Raw genomic sequence first — 17,825 nt, forward strand, 5'->3', positions numbered from 1 at the left:
GCGAAAAGCCATGCAAGAACACAAAAATCAGCCTCTCAATGACTTTATTGAGTACCCTCATGACGAGATGCTTAAACGCGCCGAAGAGTTTTTAGCCGTGAGTCAGCGTCGCCACAGTATTCGCAGCTTTAGCGATCGCCCAGTGCCAAAAGAAATTATCGAAACCTGTATTAAAGCGGCAGGCACTGCACCGAGTGGTGCCAATCATCAACCTTGGCACTTTGTAGCAATACACAGCAGCGATGTGAAAAAACAAATTCGTGAAGCCGCTGAAAAACTAGAGCGCTCATTTTATGAAGGTCGCGCAGGTGAAGAATGGTTAGATGCTTTAAAACCACTTGGCACCGATGCCAGTAAGCCCTACCTTGAGCATGCACCTTGGCTAATTGCCGTGTTTAGTCAAAAGAAAGGCGGTATTTCTGCCGATGACAAAAATACCAATTACTATGTTCATGAATCTGTTGGCCTAGCAACCGGTTTTTTAATTCAAGCACTACACAGAGCTGGCCTTGCTACCCTTACGCATACACCAAAGCCAATGAGCTTTTTAACCGAAATTTGTGGCCGCGATAAAGATAATGAGCGCCCTTACATGCTGCTAATTGCTGGCTACCCAAGCACAGATGCAACCATCCCTGAGCATGCCTTAGTGAAAAAGTCGCTGGACGAAATAGCGACCTTTATTTAGTTTTAAAATCAACAGCCAGCACATCACCCGGGTTTAAACCTGAAACGATGTGCTGCTTACCATCGAGCATTTCGCCAAGGCGCACATAGCGACGCACTATCTGATTATTTTCAAGTAAATAGACCATACTCAATTGGCCATATTGCTGCACCCAGCTTGACTCAATCAACACCCCTTTTTCAGTGGCGAGTGGTAATTGTAATTGCGCATAAAGACCAGGCATTAACCCAGTTTGGGCATCTGTTTCTAAACGAATTTCCATACTACGCGCAGCACTATCAGCAACGGGCACAATTTCTGTCACTGTGGCAGGCATTGACGTAGATAAAGCAGGTAATTTGACCGTTAGAGTTTGCCCAACATTCAACTTAATTGCTTGTTGTTCTCTGACATTAAATGCTAATTGCAATTGTTGTGGGTTATACAGCGCGAGTAATGGCGTGCCAGGAGTTGCGGTATCGCCAGGCTCTGCAAAACGCTCAACCACAACACCTGAAATCGGCGCTTTAATTTGCGTAAAACTCAGTGCAACTTGCGCTTGTGTTTGCTGCTGTTTAGCAATCGCTAGGTTCGCAGTTAAATTATCGAACCTTGCTTTTGCATCGTCGTATTCGCTAACAGATACCAAACCTTGCTTGTATAAATCGTTAATACGCTTAAGTTGTTTCTCTGCTTGAGTCAGCGACGCATTAATTGCATTTATTTGTGCTTCGCTTTGAGCAAGCCCAGCTTTAAAGTCATCTTGCTGCAAGGTAATTAACACATCACCCTGTTTTACAGTATCGCCAGCGCGTACATTTAAACGCTCAACTTGTGCCATAACCCGTGATGAAATTTGCGTATTTTGTTTTGCAATCACGGTGCCCGGTACAACTTCATCACGCGCAATATCTGCCAGTGTCACTGTCACTAACTGACCAGTGTAATCATTTGCTGATGGGTTTTTCATGCCTGCAGCTTGCTTATCAGAGAAACTGCCCGCCATGTAAAGTACCGCCACAATGATCACAGATAACGCGATGATTGAACCAATAAGTTTCGATTTACCCTGCATGAGCTTGTTCCTCTTTGGCTGCATCCTTTGCAAACACTAAATAATAAACCAATGGCACAACAAATAATGAGAACAATGTTGATGCCACAATACCAAAAATAATTGCGATCGCTAGACCGCTAAATACCGGGTCTAGGGTGATCACCAAGTTACCTAATAAGGTGGTTCCCGCAGTCAGTAACACAGGGCGCATACGCACCGTACCTGCGGCAATCAAAGCCTGTTTAATTGCCATACCTTGGCCGCGAGCTTGATTAATAAACTCAACTAAAATAAGTGAGTTACGAACCACAATACCAGCAAGTGCAATCATGCCAATCATGGCTGTTGCAGTGAATAACACCGGCTCAGGAGCACCAGCAATGCTGCGCTCTCCAAATTGATTTAATAGCCAAAAGCCCGGCATGATCCCTATTACGGTTAATGGAATAGCCGACATGATAATCAGTGACAAACTCGCAGAGTTTGTTTGAATGCGTAAGATGATGAAAATGGCTGTTAGCGCAAATGCAAAGGCAATACCCATATCTCTAAATACATCAATGGTAATTCGCCATTCGCCTTCACCACTAAAGGTCACGTCAGTGCCAACAGGTAATTGCCAAGCTTGGCTACCGCCATTATTGAAAAAGTGCCTACTTTGCCAATCAGTTTGGTTAAATTCGTCAGCGCTAATACCTAAGTCGGCATTGACGTCAGCAATAATTTCAGCGGGTGTACGGCCATTTAGCTCAGCCATTACATACACAACATTACGCTGATCTTTACGCATAATTGGCTTGGCAACATCTTGATGCTGAAATTCACCTAACTCAGATAGCGCCACCAGCGGACGTGGTGCACTTTGTAGCCCAAATTCATCACTGGTTTTTGCAAGTTCCCTATCACCACGAACTTGTAATGCCAGCAATTGAGCAAATTGGTTACGATCTTGATAAGGCAGTTGTAACTTTATATCGACAGGGTCTGTTTCGCCGCTAACATATAACACCCCAACATTTTGTCCATGTGAGGCAATGGCTAAGGTCTGGGCAATATCTTGCGTAGACACCGCCGACAATGACGCTTTACTTTTATCGGTAACAAAACGCTGTAAGGGCGCATTGGCAGCAATACTGGTATCAACTTCAACCACATGCGGCTCTTGTTTTAACCTTGCAGCAACAGCAAGGGCTGCTTGATAGTGCGTGTCTGTATCAACAAATGGCTCACTGTAAACTTCAGCCACTAAGGTACTTAAAACCGGCGGACCCGGTGGCACTTCAACCACTTTAATTACAATGCCATCGGTTGCCAGTGGCGCTAATGCGGCACGCAAGCGCATGACCACGCCATGAGATTGATGATCACGCTCAGTTTTATCGAGCAGTAATACTCTGAGCTCAGCTAAATTAGCAGCTTCACGTCGATAATAACCACGCACCATACCATTAAAGTCCATGCTTGATGGCTGACCAACGTAGGCTGCCGCCTCACTTACTTCATTTAATTGCCAAGTGATGGTTTGTACTTGTCGAGTGAAAGCGGCGGTTTGCTCAAGGCTTGTACCTTCTGGCATATCGATTAAAACTTGCAACTCGTTTTTATTATCAAACGGTAATAGCTTTAAAGGCACTGCACGCATTACGGGTAACATGGCACTGGCGACAAACAAGGCTAATGTAGTCCATAAAACGAGTTTGGCGCGGCCTTTAGACTCAAGTAATGGTGATAATATGCGCTCATATAAGCCATGCTGATTGGCATCAAGTTGTACGCTGTCATCGACTGGCGCTTTAAGTAGTTTCATTGCCAACCAAGGCGTAACAAAAAATGCCACTATGGTCGAAACCATTACACTAATTGGCACATTAAATGCCATTGGTGCCATGTACGGCCCCATCATGCCAGTGATAAACGCAAGTGGGATGAACGCCACCATAATGGTTAATGTAGACATAAACAGCGCCACACGAATTTCGCTCATGGCATCAACTATGCGTTGTTTTTTATCGCCTTTGTGGGTTAAAAAACGACTTATGTTGTCTATCCCAGTAATTGGATCATCAACTAATAACCCCAAAGAAAGTATTAGTGCAAATAGTGTGACTCGGTTAATTGTATAACCAAAGGCAAAATCAAGTGTCAGGGTGATGCCGTAGCAAATAGGCACCGCTAAACCAACCACAATTGCTGGTCGCCAACCTAAAAATACGCCAACAAAAATAACCACGGTAAATACCGCAAACACTAAGCTTGAGGTAAGGTTATTTACTTTCTCGTTCGCGGTTTGACCATAGTCACGCAGTACGGTGTAGCCCACTTCATCTGGCAATAGATTAGCCGATAAAGTGTCCATCATGCTGTGCACTTCGTTGGCCACAGCGACCGCATTGGTGCCAGCTTGCTTAGCGACACTAATAGTCACTAAAGGAAGTTGTTGCTGGTTATCTGATTGAGCCAGCCATTGATAGCTTTGTGCTTCGCTTGGACCATCACTCACTTCGGCGACATCACTTAGGTAAACACTCTTACCGTTTACCACGTTGACAACAAGCCGTTCTATCGCAGATTGAGAGCGTAAAACATCCCCCACTTGTAAAGCAATTTGCTGCTTACCTTCAACAACACTGCCCACGTTCACCAATTGATTAGATGCGCTAAGCGCATAATACACATCGGTTAGGGTTGTTTGGTGTGCAGCAAGAGCACTTGCATCAAGGTTAATCGTTAATTGACGAGTTCGACCAGCAATCACTTTCACTTCGCTGGTGTTTTCGATGCGCTGTAAACTGTTAGCGATTTCGTTGGCAAAACGAGTTAGTTGATAGTCATCGTAAAGTTTTGGATCTTTACTAAATAAGCCCAGCATCACAATGGGCACATCGTTCACTTCAACCGGACGTATTTGCCATGAGCTGATCACTGACGCCATCGTGTGTTGATAGCTATAGAGTTTAGCGTAAGTGTCGAGAATGGCTTGCTCACGATCGTGACCGACTTCAAAGCGAAGAGTAACGACAGCAGCATTACTTTGTGTGGTCGAGTAAATATGCTCAACGCCCGTTAACTGCGCCAATAACTTCTCCAATGGTTCAGTTACCAGCCTAGCTACTTCTGGCGCTTCAACGTTTGGTGCTGCCACATATATATCAAGCATCGGAACCACAATTTGCGGTTCCTCTTCACGCGGGGTTTGCTTTAATGCCATTAAGCCAAGCAGCACCGACATAATAAAAATAATAACGGGAAGGCGGCCGCTCAAGCTGTTTTTTACTGCATTATCGATAGCATTCATTGCTTAACTACCTTTTGCAAAATAAACCATGAAGGGTTTCAAGGATTGCCATAACACTTTTATCGACCACGCGATAATAGATAGTTTGGCTTTCACGTCGAGTCGCGACGATCTGAGCTTTTCTCAGCGCCGCTAAGTGTTGCGATAATGCTGACTGCGCCAACGGCACAGCTTCGTTTAATTCGCTCACGCTCATTTCACCATCTTGCAGCGAACATAAGATCATCAAGCGATTTTTATTCGCCAATATCTTTAGCATTTGCTCTGCTTGCTCCACATTGTCGGCCATAGCCGCAAAATCGATGTTCATAATCACACTACTCTATATTCTTAAAATACCGCTAAAGTATAGAATGATATATTAGAAAAGTCTAATATTAGAATTTACTAATGTAGCATTATCTAATATATTAAATACATCACTCTGTTATCGAGGTCTTATTATGAAACTAAATGACGCGCTTCGCCTAATTGCTGGTGTAATGATCTGTATTTCATTGTTGCTACAACAGTTTCACAGTCCGCTGTGGATTTGGTTTACGGTATTTATTGCTCTAAACTTAATTCAATCGGCATTCACTAAGTGGTGCCCAATGATCACTATTTTACGCAAACTTGGCATGGAGGATTAGTATGCTGACACCAATTCCTGACTTAATGAAAATTGTTGCCCCAAACCAGCGCCGTATTAGCGCTGACCAAGCAAAACAAGAATTAAGCGAAAACCATGGTTTATTAATAGACGTACGTGAGCCTGCTGAACACGCAACTAAAGCAGCAACAGGTGCCATTAATATCCCACGCGGTGTACTTGAAATGAAATTAATGGAAATTGAAAAAGATCCTGCAAGACCCATTTACTTACACTGTGCAAGTAGTGCCCGTGCCACACTGAGTGCCGAAGCACTGACTCGTGTTGGCTACGAAAATGTCACAGTAATCACCTGTAATGCAGAACAAATCTGTCAGGTTTTCTAACGCTTTTCATCTAATAGCGTAACTAACATTTGCTCAATGTTTTTTACGCTATACGTAAGTGAACGCAGCAATTCTAACTGACTATCTTCAGCTTGATGCTCAGGTTTTGCACTGCTGCTTTGAGTCATCTCATCTTTTTGCTTCAAGATTGCTTCGCGAAACGCCTCTGCATCAACCACTCCGAGCAATGATACCAATGCCCCTTGCCCTGATTGACCCGCCGTTTCAAAGCTCAGTCGATAAAGGCCAAATTGACGCATTAATGGGCCTTGGCTAAGTGCCACATCGGTTATTTTTTCAAGTGGGATCGATTTCTCTTCTTTAAAGAAGACACCACGTTTTACCACTAACTTACGCGTTAACAACGTGGCTGACATCGCCGCTAAAATACGCCCTGCCACCAGCCAGATTATTAACGCAACAATGGGAATGAAAGGGATACCTACCATACTAATCACACAGGTAAAAATACCCAGTAATAACCAATACTGTTTTACTTTTGGATCAAAGCTGGCACTCAATAAACTGGTTTCTGTCATCATAGGCTCCTTGATAGAGAGTTATGACAATATACAAACTTTTCATTAAACACAAAAAAAGCCGAGCAAAAGCCCGGCTTAAGGGTACTGCAGGGAAAGCTATTCCACTGCTTCAACCGTCACTGTTAATTTACTCAGATCAGGTCCTTGCACTGTAAAACGATAATCGCCAGCAGCTGCAATACTCAGGGCGATATTGGCGCCAACGGCTTCTAATAAAGCGGCTTCGCCAAGTACAGCAACAGGGGCATCACCACTGCCGCCATAATCTACGGTACTCCAATCTTCAGAAGCGACTTTGAACTCATAGTCACCAGCTTCTAAAGTCATTGTGGTACTGTACATCGCATCACCAGCATAAATTAGTGGGTTATCTGTGCCCCAACCATTAACGCTTCCGCGTAAGTACACCTGAGTTGCGCCAAACATTTCTGCATTAAATACACTCATGAGTGGCTCTTCAAGGTTGCTGGCATCAAACACAAACTGATATTGACCATCGCTTGCAATATCCATTGTCATGTTTGCACCTTTTACTGCGAGCAGTTTTTCTGTACCCACAGTGACTGCCGCGCTACTTTCACCTGAGCCATAATCCACCGTGCTCCAGTCACTTGAAGCCACTTTGAATTCATAGCTACCCGCGGTTAACTGTTTAGTGAAAGTGTAAATACCTTTACCTTGATACATCAGCTCGTCACTGGTACCCCAATCATTTAAGCTACCGCGTACATAAATTGCAGTGCCAACAAATGGCTCTTCGTTATAAACCTTAAGTACTGGGTTATCGGTGTCTGTGGCATCGAATGAGAACACATAAACAGCATCCATTGCCGCCGTAAAGATCATATTGGCACCACTACGTGTTAGCGGCTCATCTTCACCTTCGATCACCTCAGCAACATCAGCAGAAAGCGCACCAAAATCAACGGTAGACCAATCTTCTGAAGCGACTTTAAACTCATAACTACCCGCTGTTAAAGGAATGGCAATTTTGTACTCGCCATTACCCACATATTCAAAGCTATTTGCCGTACCCCAGTCGTTTAACGAGCCACGAACATAAACCGTCGTGCTACCAAATGGTACGATATCAGGTGCCCCCACAGTCGCATCGGCACTTAGGCCTTCGCCTTGTGCATCACCTTGTGGTTTCACAAACACAGCAACAGTATATGGCGGAACAGTAAAGGTCCCTTCGCCCTCACCAGCTATAAAGCTTGCCGCTGACATACTTGAGTCAACACTTGCTTTTAAAACAGGATGAAGCTCAAAACCCGCAGCCGTTGATACCGTATGCGATAAGCTTTGCTCAGTGCCGTTCATCACTACGACAATGGCATCGTATTGGCTATCTAGATCAGTCAAACCAACACCATCATCGATACTCATCACGACTAAGCCTTGCTGTTGACGCTTACCAATATTGTGGAAGCCAACGCGGTCTAAGATGTCTTGCTCTGTGGTTAAACTAAATAATGGGCTGGCACTACGAATTGCTAAGAACTCAGTAAATACATTACTTGCGTACTCAATGTCGCTAGCCATCGCTTGCGCATTCGTATTTGCTGAAATAGGTGCAATTTCGCCCCACTTCGCTTGGTTATCTTGCGCAGGCGGTAAACCTACATTCCAGTTGTTGGTTTCTTTACTGAAATCAACAAAGTTAAACCAATCACCAGAATCATAGCTGTTCCGATCCATTGATTTAGAACGCAGCATATCAGCACCCATTTGCATAAATGGAATACCTTGGCTCATCAGCGGCATAGCTAAAGCCATATTATGAACACGCACACGCTCTTCAATACTTAAGTTAGTGCCATGTTTATATTGCAGCTGATCCCATAGTGTTTCGTTATCATGCTTAGAGACATAGTTAATGCTGTCAGCCGGATCGAGTGCATAAGCCGCAGGCTGACCACTCCAACTAAAGCTGATGCCTTTTGCTGAATTACCTTTAAAGTCTTTAAGAATGTAGTTTTGTAAGTTACCTGCCAGTGATAAACGCAACGTATCTTGCTCAGATAAATTGCCATCTGTGGCATTATTACTAAAGAACGCACCGCCGCGAATTGCCTCACGGATACGGTCATTAAAGGTACCTACTTCAGTGCCTGCCATATCCATTTGTTTAGCTTGCACAAATAAACGGTTATCTGCGACTTCACCAAAGTTCCACCCTTCACCGTAAAAGTAGGTATCAGGGTCAACCGCTTGTACTGCACTAAGCGCGGTCATAATTGATGCTTTTGGCATATGCCCCATCACATCAAAGCGGAAGCTATCGTAACCAAAATCACGAGCTAGAATCACCATAGAATCAGCAACAAACTTATCCATCATGACATGTTCTGTTGCTGTATTTTCACAACAGGTTGAGCGCTCGATATCGCCTGATGTTTCGTTATATCTGTGGTAGTAACCTGGTACCAGTTTATCGAAGACTGATTTATCCCAAACACCTGATGAGGTCGTGTGGTTATAAACAACATCAAGCACGACACGTAAACCAATTTCTTGTAAAGACTGGATCATCGCACGCGTTTCTTTGACTCGTGCAATACCTTCAGGTGATGAAGCGTAAGAGCCTTCAGGCGCAATAAAATGATGCGGATCATAACCCCAGTTAAAGCTATCAACACCACGCATTGCATTAGCAAGTGCTTGAGCATCATCAGAGCCAGGTAGGTATGACGCCATTAAATCAACTATCAATGCACTCTTATCTTCGGTTTTACATGCATCGGCATCATCGTCAATGCGGCTACATAAATCACCTAAGGTCGCAGTGATATCAACACGCTGACTGACATCTTCATCTATAGTGCCAATATCTGTCAGTGGCAGTAAATGGAAATGGGTTAAACCATTATCTGCTAGCTTTTTAAGATGTTGCATTGGTGCGCTATCAAGCTCAGTAAACGCAAGATACTTACCACGGTTTGCTTCACTGACTGTTTCATCACGCACACTAAAATCACGCACATGACCTTCATAAATTACCGCTTGCTCAGGGTAATCAATCGTTGGCACCATACGCTCATCCCAGCCAGTCGGTTTAGTATCTTCATCATCAAGGTTAATTAGTTGGCTATATAAACCATTGGTTGAAACGTTTAATGAATAAGGATCTGTGCTCCATAAGCTTTCAATTTTCTTAGTCGTCGGATGATAAACATCAAACATGAAACGGTAGTAATGGCGATCGTGACTGATATCGATATTGCTAGACCAAATACCCGTTGCGCTATCAAAGGTCATAGCAAGTTGTTCAAGCTCTGTTTTATTAGCATCATAAAGCGCTAATTTCATATTGCTTGCAGTCGGTGCCCATACCGACACATCAATACCATTATTGGCGTAATGCACACCTAGTTGTGCTTCATTAGCGTCACTTTCGCCACTGGTGTATAAGTCATCAAGGGCTTTAGCGGTTTGCACATAAGTGGCTTCTGTTAGCTTGCCATCAGCATCATAGCCCGCAACAACTAATTGTTGTTTAATAAGCTCTTTTGCAGCGGCTGCATCCCAGCTACCTTGGTACGCATTCCATCCAGCAAGGTGTGGTACTTTAGCGATTTGCTCATCGCTTAAAGATGTCGATGTAAGCTCAACCACTTGACCATTTAGCTCACCGGTATCTTCATCGACAGCTAAATCAGCACTGCTTGAAGAGTGTAATTTAATGATACTTGTCAGCTCATTACTTGGCTGATAAATCACAGTAGATAAATCAATCCAATGCGCTGAGGCACCAGAAATACTCACTGGACGCTCACCTAAGCTTATAATTGGATATTCAAATACTGATGGTTCACCATGAATGGTAAAGTTCATACGTTGGAACTTTTCATCGTCCTGCATCAATGGCATTTTTAAATCGACATCACCAAACGCTTTGCCAGACCCTTCTGTGCCAATATGCACGATAAAGTTAGCACACTCGTTGTAACCCTCTTTTAGTTTTACAATCCAGTACGCGCCATAGTTAGGATCAATACCATCGTATTCATGACCATTTGCCCAATCAGTGGCATCAAACGGCGCTGCGTACGCATCACAGTCATCGTTATTCCATGAGTGTAATCGATAGCCTTCGTAGGCATCATCACTGGTGCGGTTATAGAATAAGATGGCTTCGTCATCTGCAGGGAAAACCACAGGATCAGGCAAAGTGGGATCAGCGCCTACTACGCAGCTCTCATTATTCTCATCGGGTACCGTTGGTGCCGGACAACTAATCGGTGGTGGATCAACACATTCAGTCCCCGCTTCATTGGGAACTTGCGGGACACTACAGGTCAATAAAACTTGCCCAGAATCTATATCGTTACTTGCGCCACCACCACATGCTGCTAGCAATACCATGCTACATGCAATCAGTAAGCGGCTAAAATTAGCTATTATTTTCATATTATTATCTCCAGCTTACTGATCAATGGTTATAGGTAAAACCTAGATAAAACTGACGACCAAAGAATTGCGTGGTGCCTGTTTTACTGGTTGTTCCAAAGTAGCTTTGTGTAGGTTCATCAGTTAAGTTATTCACTTGTAATAACATGCCGAATGAATCTGTGAACTGATACGATGTTTGGAAATCGATAACTGTTTCCGCATCAAAGTTCACCACTTGCTCATTGACAGCAACTTGCTCTGAAACGAAATCATCGCGATAACGCACATTCAAACGTGTTTCAAAGTTTTCATAGCTGTAAAAAAGAGTGCCGTTAAAGACATTATTTGACAGGCCAGGCAAGTCTTGCGATACAGAATCACCACCTAAATCGGTAATAGATTGCACCTCACTCTCGGTATACGAGTAACTGGCGTTAATACCTAGGCCTTCAAACGGTGAGGGTAAGAAAGAGAAAACTTGCGTATAGGCAAGCTCAATACCGCGAATATAACCGCCTTTGGCATTGTTAACCGCAGTGGTGTACACACCATTTGTGGTTTCGATTTGCTCACCACTGACAGGGTCAACAATGTATTCTGGTACGTTAAAACCATTACCCTTAAAATCAAAGTTCTCTATAGCTACCGTATCTATGAATGAGTCGATATTCTTATAAAACGCAGCAACTACCAGTGCACCATCGGTGTCTTCAAAGTATTGCTCGTAGGAGATATCGTATTGATCAGCATAGAAAGGTTTTAAGAATGGGTTATTAGTACTTGAACCGTTAATTTCGCCGTCATTGTTAACCGATGCACTGGCATCACCCGCTAAACGGTTAATCGGAGCACGTGCCATCACTTTTGCCGCAGCAAAACGAATTTGTGTCGCGTCACTCACTTTAAAGTTCAGGTTTAATGAAGGCAGGTAATCAGTGTATTTAATGCCTAACACGCTTGGTGCATAAAGGTCGTTAACAATGCCATTGTCATCGACAATATATTGCGCACCGAGTTGTGGATTGCCACCGACGTTTTCGAGTACCGTCGCAGACTGATCGGTGTCTACTCGGCGAATACCAATATTACCTGTGACTGGCAGCTTGCCAATTTCGGTATCAATGTTAAGCATCAGATAGGCTGACACCACTTCTTCATACACTGAACCACTTTGTAACATGGTCCATGAGTAGTTAGTGGTATAGCCTTGTGCATCTGGCTCACCATCACCATCTAAGTCAACAACACCATCGGCATTACCCCAGGTTTGTACTGGTTGCGGAATACCATTTGGGAACCATGCGTTGAGTGCTTTATCTAAATCTATCGCTAAATATGATGGGAAATAGCTAAACTCGCCTTGCCAATCGACTACTGTAGTCATGTCATCAGTAAGACGAAGCGGTGGTTGAGTCGAGGAGAATGCACCGTCGTTACCGTATTCAAATACAGAGCGATTATTGCTGTACTCACGGTCTGAATAACGAGCACCAAATTCAATTGAGCTAAACCAGTTATTCTCTAACTCATATTTAAAATCGAGTCGAAATGCTTTTACTTCATCTTCATTTTCATACGGATAAATACCGTATTTACTCACCATAACTCGGTCAATATCGCTAAATGCGTCTGCTTGGTTAAAGCCGACATCAGGCAAATTTAAGCCGTTCAATTGATAGTTAAGCGATACATTGGTATCGAACACTGGGTTCTCAACGGTAGCATCTTCTGCTACCAATGCCCAAAGTAAACCATTACGGAAATTACTCTTCGCACGTGATAGCGACACATCAGCATTGACGTTCAAACGCTCAGTAATTTGCCAATCGGCATTAATGCCGTAGCTGTCTACTTCATCAAAGTCTTGGTTATCATCATTAACGATTTCAACACGGGTAAAGCTATTTGATGTGCGGTTAATCGCACCACCAATCACCGCATTACCGTCAAGTACTGGATTAGCATACACCGCAGACGGACCACCAAACTTAACCCGAAAACCACGGGCAAATGATTCGCTATCAAAACGCGATAAAAACGCATCCCCTTTTAGTTTAAAGTTATCGGTTGGCGCCCATTCAATTGAGGTTAAATAACCATTACGGGTTTCTTCACCACCTAAATGCTGAAGCTCAAACCCTTCACTGATGTATTCATTAGCAGGGTTATCAGCTGGGCCATCGGTATCATTGGCCAGCCCATCAACATCTTTATTACCGTTATAAGCAAAACCGATAAATTGCGTCGCCACACTCGGCTGGAATAAGCGCGCGTAACCTAGTGCGACACCTAGCGTATCGTCAAGAAACTTGCCTTGGTAAGAAAAACTAATACGGTCGCCATATTCGGTGGCATCAAATACCTCTGAGGCACGGTCGTTATACATACCGCGCACATTCGCGGTAAATTTGTGTTGCTGATCATTATCCAAAGGGCTTGCTGTTTGTAGCTCGACTGTACCCGCGACGCCCCCTTCAATGAGCGATGCCTTAGGCGACTTGAAGACCGCCGCTGAGCTGATTAACTCAGACGGATATTGGTCAAACTCAATACTACGGCTACCACTGGTAGATACTTGCTCACGACCATTTAATGTCGAAAAAACAAAGCCACCAGATAAACCGCGAATGTTGATTTCGGCAGCTTGACCACCGGTACGTACCGCCGAGATCCCCGGTAGACGTGTTAATGCATCAGCCATAGATACATCAGGTAATGCCCCTAAATCATCGGCTGAAAGTTGCTCAGAGACAGTGTCGCTAAAGCGTTTTTGATTTAATGATTGAATTAAGCTGCGACTAAAGCCGCGCACTTCGATTACTTCAAGCTCAGGATCGATTTCCTTTGCTGATGTGCGTTCTTCTTCCGTCGCCGCCATTGCACTGTTTGCCGCTACTAAAGCTAGCATAAGCGCACTTAGCTTGAATTTCCCCATTGGATTTCCACCCTGTTGTCGTTGGAGGTGTTGTATTTGTGGTTATTGTTGTTGTCAAAAAACAACCAATAAAGTGTAACCAAAAGGTAAATATTGTGTGATGAATACGTATGCAATAGGAGCTTGCTGGGGAGAGCAGCGATCACACCCCTTTTTTATTAGTGATGTAATCGCAATATAGAGGGATTTATAGGGTAATAACGACGCGAACAGCTAAGGCAATAAAGATCACCCCTAGCAATTTTTCGAGCCATGGATTCGTCTTGGTAAAGCCAAAACGCTTTTTTGATATGTCGGTTAACAGTGCAACAAGTAGATACCAGCCAGTATCAAGCACAAATACCGTTAAACACATGATTAACCCAACTTGCAAAGTCAGGTTCTCAGGGTCAATAAATTGCGAAAACAGCGCTAAAAAGAACACCGCTAGTTTTGGATTTAAAAAGGCAATGGCAAAGCCGTCTTGCAGCGCGCTGCGAGGGCTCGGCTTAGTTTGCTCAACATTCAGTGTTTGCGAGCTGGGTTTAGCTAACAGAATACGAATACCCAAATATGCGAGATAGGCTGCACCGCCATAGACCAGCACTTGATAAAGCGTTGGTAACTGAGTCATCAGCGCACCTAAACCTAGTAACGAGGCACACGCATAAAAACCAACCCCAATACCATGGCTTAACGCCGCCAACATGCCGTTCTTCATACCGCCATGTAAACTGTGTTTTAAAACCACAGCTAAACTCGGCCCCGGCGACATTGCCCCCATCACGCAAATTAAAACTAAACTCAACCACTCAGTTAGTGTCATTATTCGTTATTCTCGATTAGTAATAAAACGGATGTTATCTGACCATAAACCCCAGTGGCAGTGGTGATTGTTTTCACTTGCCAACCAGCTTGGCCTAATTCGAACACCCGTTGATTTAATGCATCAATATCGATGCCGCCGAAAAAGCGCTTCTTTTTAAACTCAACTACTTTTTGCATGTTAGTCCATCAGTTGGTATTCAAAGTCATAATGATGAATACCCGATTCAATTCGAATTGCCATTTTACCAGAAAGACCTTCAAGCTCTCCTGCGCCTGAGTCTGGCACCACTTCTAAAATCAATCGGTCAGCACCTTTATCCATGGTGCCAAAATGTTGCAGCACAAAACTGCCTTGTTTACCTTCTAAACTACCAACAACTTGTTCTATCGCTACATAACCTGCACTACCTTGAGTTGCAGTTATGGCACTGAGCATTTCGCCTTGGCTTGTTGCTTCTAAAGGACCTGAAAACTGTTTATCAATCGACATGCGTCCTAAATTTACGCCATCTTTACCTGTTGCATAGCCACCAATTGGGTTTAATTTTACGGTGAATTGACCACTGATCGTTGTAGATTCCATACTAATCCCTTAATAACTGTTGAATTTTAGAGCATTGATAACCATATCTATACCCTATTCACCAACAAGAATCTAGCATGTCTAACAACAAAGAAAAGGCCGCATTTAGTAGCCTGTTACCGATTTTAGCTTTTATAAAACCTTATAAATGGGTGGTGTTTGCAGCCCTTGGCGCCTTGTTGCTTACGGCCGGTGTTAACTTATCACTCGGACAAGGCGTTAAATTTGTTATCGACCATGGCTTTATTGCAGGCTCGCAAGCTCAGCTTCAACAAGCGGTGATGGTGTTGATTGGTTTGATTAGCTTATTAGCAGTAGGTACTTTTTGTCGCTTTTATTTAATGTCGTGGATTGGTGAGCGAGTCAGTAACGATATCCGTAAAGCCGTGTTTGATCGCATCGTTACATTACACCCGAGCTACTTTGAAGAAAACCGCAGCGGCGAGCTGATGTCGCGCCTGACCACCGACACCACCTTGTTGCAATCTATCATTGGCTCCTCTTTTTCGATGGCATTACGCAGTAGCTTAATGCTAATTGGTGGTTTGGCAATGCTACTTATCACCAACCTAAAGCTAACCCTTGTGGTTGTTGCCTGCGTACCTGTGGTACTACTGCCGATGATGATTTTTGGCCGAAAAGTGAGAAAGCTGGCAAGCTCCAGCCAAGATGCCATTGCCGATATCAGTACCTATGCCGGTGAGATCATTCAAAATATCAAAGTCGTGCAAAGTTATAGTCACGAAGAACGTGAAAAAGCAGCATTTAGCGAAGAAACCAACAAAGCGTTTCAAGTCGCGAAGAGCCGTATCAAACAGCGCTCGTTTTTGATTGCAGCGGTTATATTTCTGACCTTTAGTGCTATTAGCGTGATGCTGTGGGTCGGTGGCAGCGACGTATTAGCTGGCACCATGACTGGTGGTGAGCTCGGTGCTTTTGTGTTCTATGCGATTATGGTGGCGATGTCTGTAGCAACGGTTGCAGAAGTGTACGGTGAATTGCAAAGAGCAGCAGGTGCAGCTGCACGATTATTAGAACTACTCGCCGTTGAAAGCATGATAAAAAGTCCAGATACAAATCATGATGCACAACTTGAGGAAAACAAACTTAATCACCCTGCTATCGAGTTTAATGAAGTGTCTTTTCATTACCCTTCAAGGCCAGATAAAGCCGCTTTAAATGCGCTTAATTTACAAGTAAAACAAGGGCAAACTGTTGCGATTGTTGGCCCGTCAGGCGCTGGTAAAACAACGTTGTTTGAATTACTGCAGCGCTTTTATGACCCAAGCTCTGGGAGTATTTCGCTGGCAGGAATAAACATAAAAGCACTCACTCTTGATTGCTTACGCCAGCAAATGGGGATGGTGGCACAAAACCCAATTTTATTTAGCTCAGACGTAATGCATAACATACGTTATGGCAACCCAAGCGCCAGCGACGAGCAAGTATATGCGGCGGCCAAATATGCCCATGCTGATGAGTTTATTAATCAACTCCCTGATGGTTATCACAGCTTTTTAGGGGAGCAAGGTGTTAGGCTTTCAGGTGGGCAAAAACAACGCATAGTGCTAGCGCGCGCAATATTAAAAGATCCTGCAATTTTGTTGCTTGATGAAGCAACCAGTGCACTCGACGCACAAAGTGAGTTTCATGTACAAGCAGCCCTTGAGCATCTGATGAAAGACAGAACAACACTGATCATTGCCCATAGTTTAGCAACGGTTAAACACGCCGATGTGATTGTTGTGATGGATAAAGGAGAAATTATTGCAACGGGTACGCATCAGCAATTGTTTGAAACTAATCCATTGTATAAACAATTGTGCGAACTACAGTTTAATCGAGATTAAGAAGAGAAATGTCAGGTTTGAAAGGGCATATCAAACCTGACCACAAATCTAGATGTAATATCTAACCTTGTGTATTCGGTACGATTTGAATTTCTACGCGGCGGTTTAAAGCTCGACCATTTGCTGAGTCATTGCTCGCCACAGGACGTGTTTCGCCATAGCCTTGCGTGCTGATACGTGCAGACATTATTTGATGATTAACTAAGTAATCTTTTACGCTTTGCGCACGTTGTTGAGATAACGTCATATTGTAGCTATCTTTACCTGTGCTATCGGTATGACCTTCAACGCTTAAGTAGGTTTTTTCGTATTTGTTCATCACCTTCGCAATCGCGTCTAGGGTACTGTGAAAACCCGACGAAATATAAGATTGGTCAGTTGCAAAGGTAATGTTAGATGGCATGACTAAACGAATATTGTCGCCTTCACGAACCACTTCAACACCTGAACCTGCTAGCTCATCGCGAAATGCTTCTTCTTGCTTATCCATATAATCACCAACAGCGGCACCCGCTAATGCACCAATAGCCGCACCAATAAAGATACGTTTATCGTCGTGGTCGCCAGTTGCTTTACCTAGCACGGCACCTGTTGCAGCACCAATCGCTGCGCCTTTACCTGTATTAGTTGTCTCACAACCTGTTAATAGAACGGCTAAAACGCCCACTGTTAAAACTGATTTTGTAAAAGTCATGTGTCTCTCCATGGCAATTATT

General features: G+C 43.7%; 14 protein-coding genes. 4 read left to right on the forward strand and 10 right to left on the reverse strand.

The features are described from left to right. The first annotated feature begins 10 nt into the window (after positions 1-10). A complete protein-coding gene (locus CWC28_RS03880) occupies positions 11-688 on the forward strand; it encodes a nitroreductase family protein (protein ID WP_138618396.1) in 678 nt (225 codons plus the stop codon). On the opposite strand, the gene CWC28_RS03885 is transcribed toward CWC28_RS03880, so the two are convergent. The 3 genes from CWC28_RS03885 to CWC28_RS03895 are packed head-to-tail and all read right to left on the reverse strand — an operon-like array spanning position 681 to position 5,329. Beyond that, the gene (locus CWC28_RS03885; protein WP_138624753.1) at positions 681-1,742 is read right to left on the reverse strand and encodes an efflux RND transporter periplasmic adaptor subunit; all 1,062 of its coding nucleotides are present in this window, start codon (positions 1,740-1,742) and stop codon (positions 681-683) included. The two genes, CWC28_RS03880 and CWC28_RS03885, sit on opposite strands and share 8 nt — an antisense overlap. Then, on the reverse strand, positions 1,732-5,019 hold the full coding sequence (locus CWC28_RS03890) for an efflux RND transporter permease subunit (protein WP_105174362.1): 3,288 nt from the start codon (positions 5,017-5,019) through the stop codon (positions 1,732-1,734). The genes CWC28_RS03885 and CWC28_RS03890 overlap by 11 nt, the downstream gene beginning before the upstream one ends. A 7-nt stretch (positions 5,020-5,026) precedes the next feature. Further along, complete coding sequence (locus tag CWC28_RS03895) at positions 5,027-5,329, reverse strand: ArsR/SmtB family transcription factor (protein ID WP_063702365.1); 303 nt, start codon at positions 5,327-5,329, stop codon at positions 5,027-5,029. A gap of 133 nt (positions 5,330-5,462) precedes the next feature. Here CWC28_RS03895 and CWC28_RS03900 point away from each other — a divergent pair, with 133 nt between their 5' ends. Further along, on the forward strand, positions 5,463-5,651 hold the full coding sequence (locus tag CWC28_RS03900; protein ID WP_054562832.1) for a YgaP family membrane protein: 189 nt from the start codon (positions 5,463-5,465) through the stop codon (positions 5,649-5,651). A gap of 1 nt (position 5,652) precedes the next feature. Continuing rightward, on the forward strand, positions 5,653-5,997 hold the full coding sequence (locus CWC28_RS03905; protein WP_063702368.1) for a rhodanese-like domain-containing protein: 345 nt from the start codon (positions 5,653-5,655) through the stop codon (positions 5,995-5,997). Here the strand turns inward: CWC28_RS03905 and CWC28_RS03910 are convergent. From CWC28_RS03910 to CWC28_RS03935, 6 genes are all read right to left on the reverse strand, one after another. Then, on the reverse strand, positions 5,994-6,536 hold the full coding sequence (locus CWC28_RS03910; RefSeq protein WP_105174363.1) for a PH domain-containing protein: 543 nt from the start codon (positions 6,534-6,536) through the stop codon (positions 5,994-5,996). The two genes, CWC28_RS03905 and CWC28_RS03910, sit on opposite strands and share 4 nt — an antisense overlap. A 99-nt stretch (positions 6,537-6,635) precedes the next feature. Next, complete coding sequence (locus CWC28_RS03915; protein WP_138624754.1) at positions 6,636-10,952, reverse strand: alpha-1,6-glucosidase domain-containing protein; 4,317 nt, start codon at positions 10,950-10,952, stop codon at positions 6,636-6,638. 22 nt (positions 10,953-10,974) lie between these two features. Next, positions 10,975-13,869, reverse strand: coding sequence for a TonB-dependent receptor (locus tag CWC28_RS03920; protein ID WP_105181965.1), 2,895 nt, complete (start codon positions 13,867-13,869; stop codon positions 10,975-10,977). A 187-nt stretch (positions 13,870-14,056) separates the two neighbouring features. Continuing rightward, positions 14,057-14,674: a LysE family translocator gene (locus tag CWC28_RS03925; RefSeq protein ID WP_063702377.1), complete on the reverse strand. Its 618-nt coding sequence runs from the start codon at positions 14,672-14,674 to the stop codon at positions 14,057-14,059. Further along, the gene (locus CWC28_RS03930) at positions 14,674-14,853 is read right to left on the reverse strand and encodes a DUF4177 domain-containing protein (RefSeq protein WP_054554414.1); all 180 of its coding nucleotides are present in this window, start codon (positions 14,851-14,853) and stop codon (positions 14,674-14,676) included. The genes CWC28_RS03925 and CWC28_RS03930 overlap by 1 nt, the downstream gene beginning before the upstream one ends. Before the next feature lies 1 nt (position 14,854). Continuing rightward, positions 14,855-15,259: a DUF3224 domain-containing protein gene (locus tag CWC28_RS03935; protein WP_063702379.1), complete on the reverse strand. Its 405-nt coding sequence runs from the start codon at positions 15,257-15,259 to the stop codon at positions 14,855-14,857. Between the two features lie 77 nt (positions 15,260-15,336). Here CWC28_RS03935 and CWC28_RS03940 point away from each other — a divergent pair, with 77 nt between their 5' ends. Continuing rightward, the gene (locus tag CWC28_RS03940; protein ID WP_138624755.1) at positions 15,337-17,109 is read left to right on the forward strand and encodes an ABC transporter transmembrane domain-containing protein; all 1,773 of its coding nucleotides are present in this window, start codon (positions 15,337-15,339) and stop codon (positions 17,107-17,109) included. Positions 17,110-17,170: 61 nt separating this feature from the next. Here CWC28_RS03940 and CWC28_RS03945 read toward each other — a convergent pair whose 3' ends face one another. After that, the gene (locus CWC28_RS03945; protein ID WP_063702385.1) at positions 17,171-17,803 is read right to left on the reverse strand and encodes a YiaD family glycine zipper/OmpA-like lipoprotein; all 633 of its coding nucleotides are present in this window, start codon (positions 17,801-17,803) and stop codon (positions 17,171-17,173) included. Positions 17,804-17,825 lie beyond the last annotated feature (22 nt).

The organism is Pseudoalteromonas sp. S4492 (assembly GCF_005886115.1).
In the GTDB taxonomy this organism is placed as follows: domain Bacteria; phylum Pseudomonadota; class Gammaproteobacteria; order Enterobacterales; family Alteromonadaceae; genus Pseudoalteromonas; species Pseudoalteromonas gelatinilytica.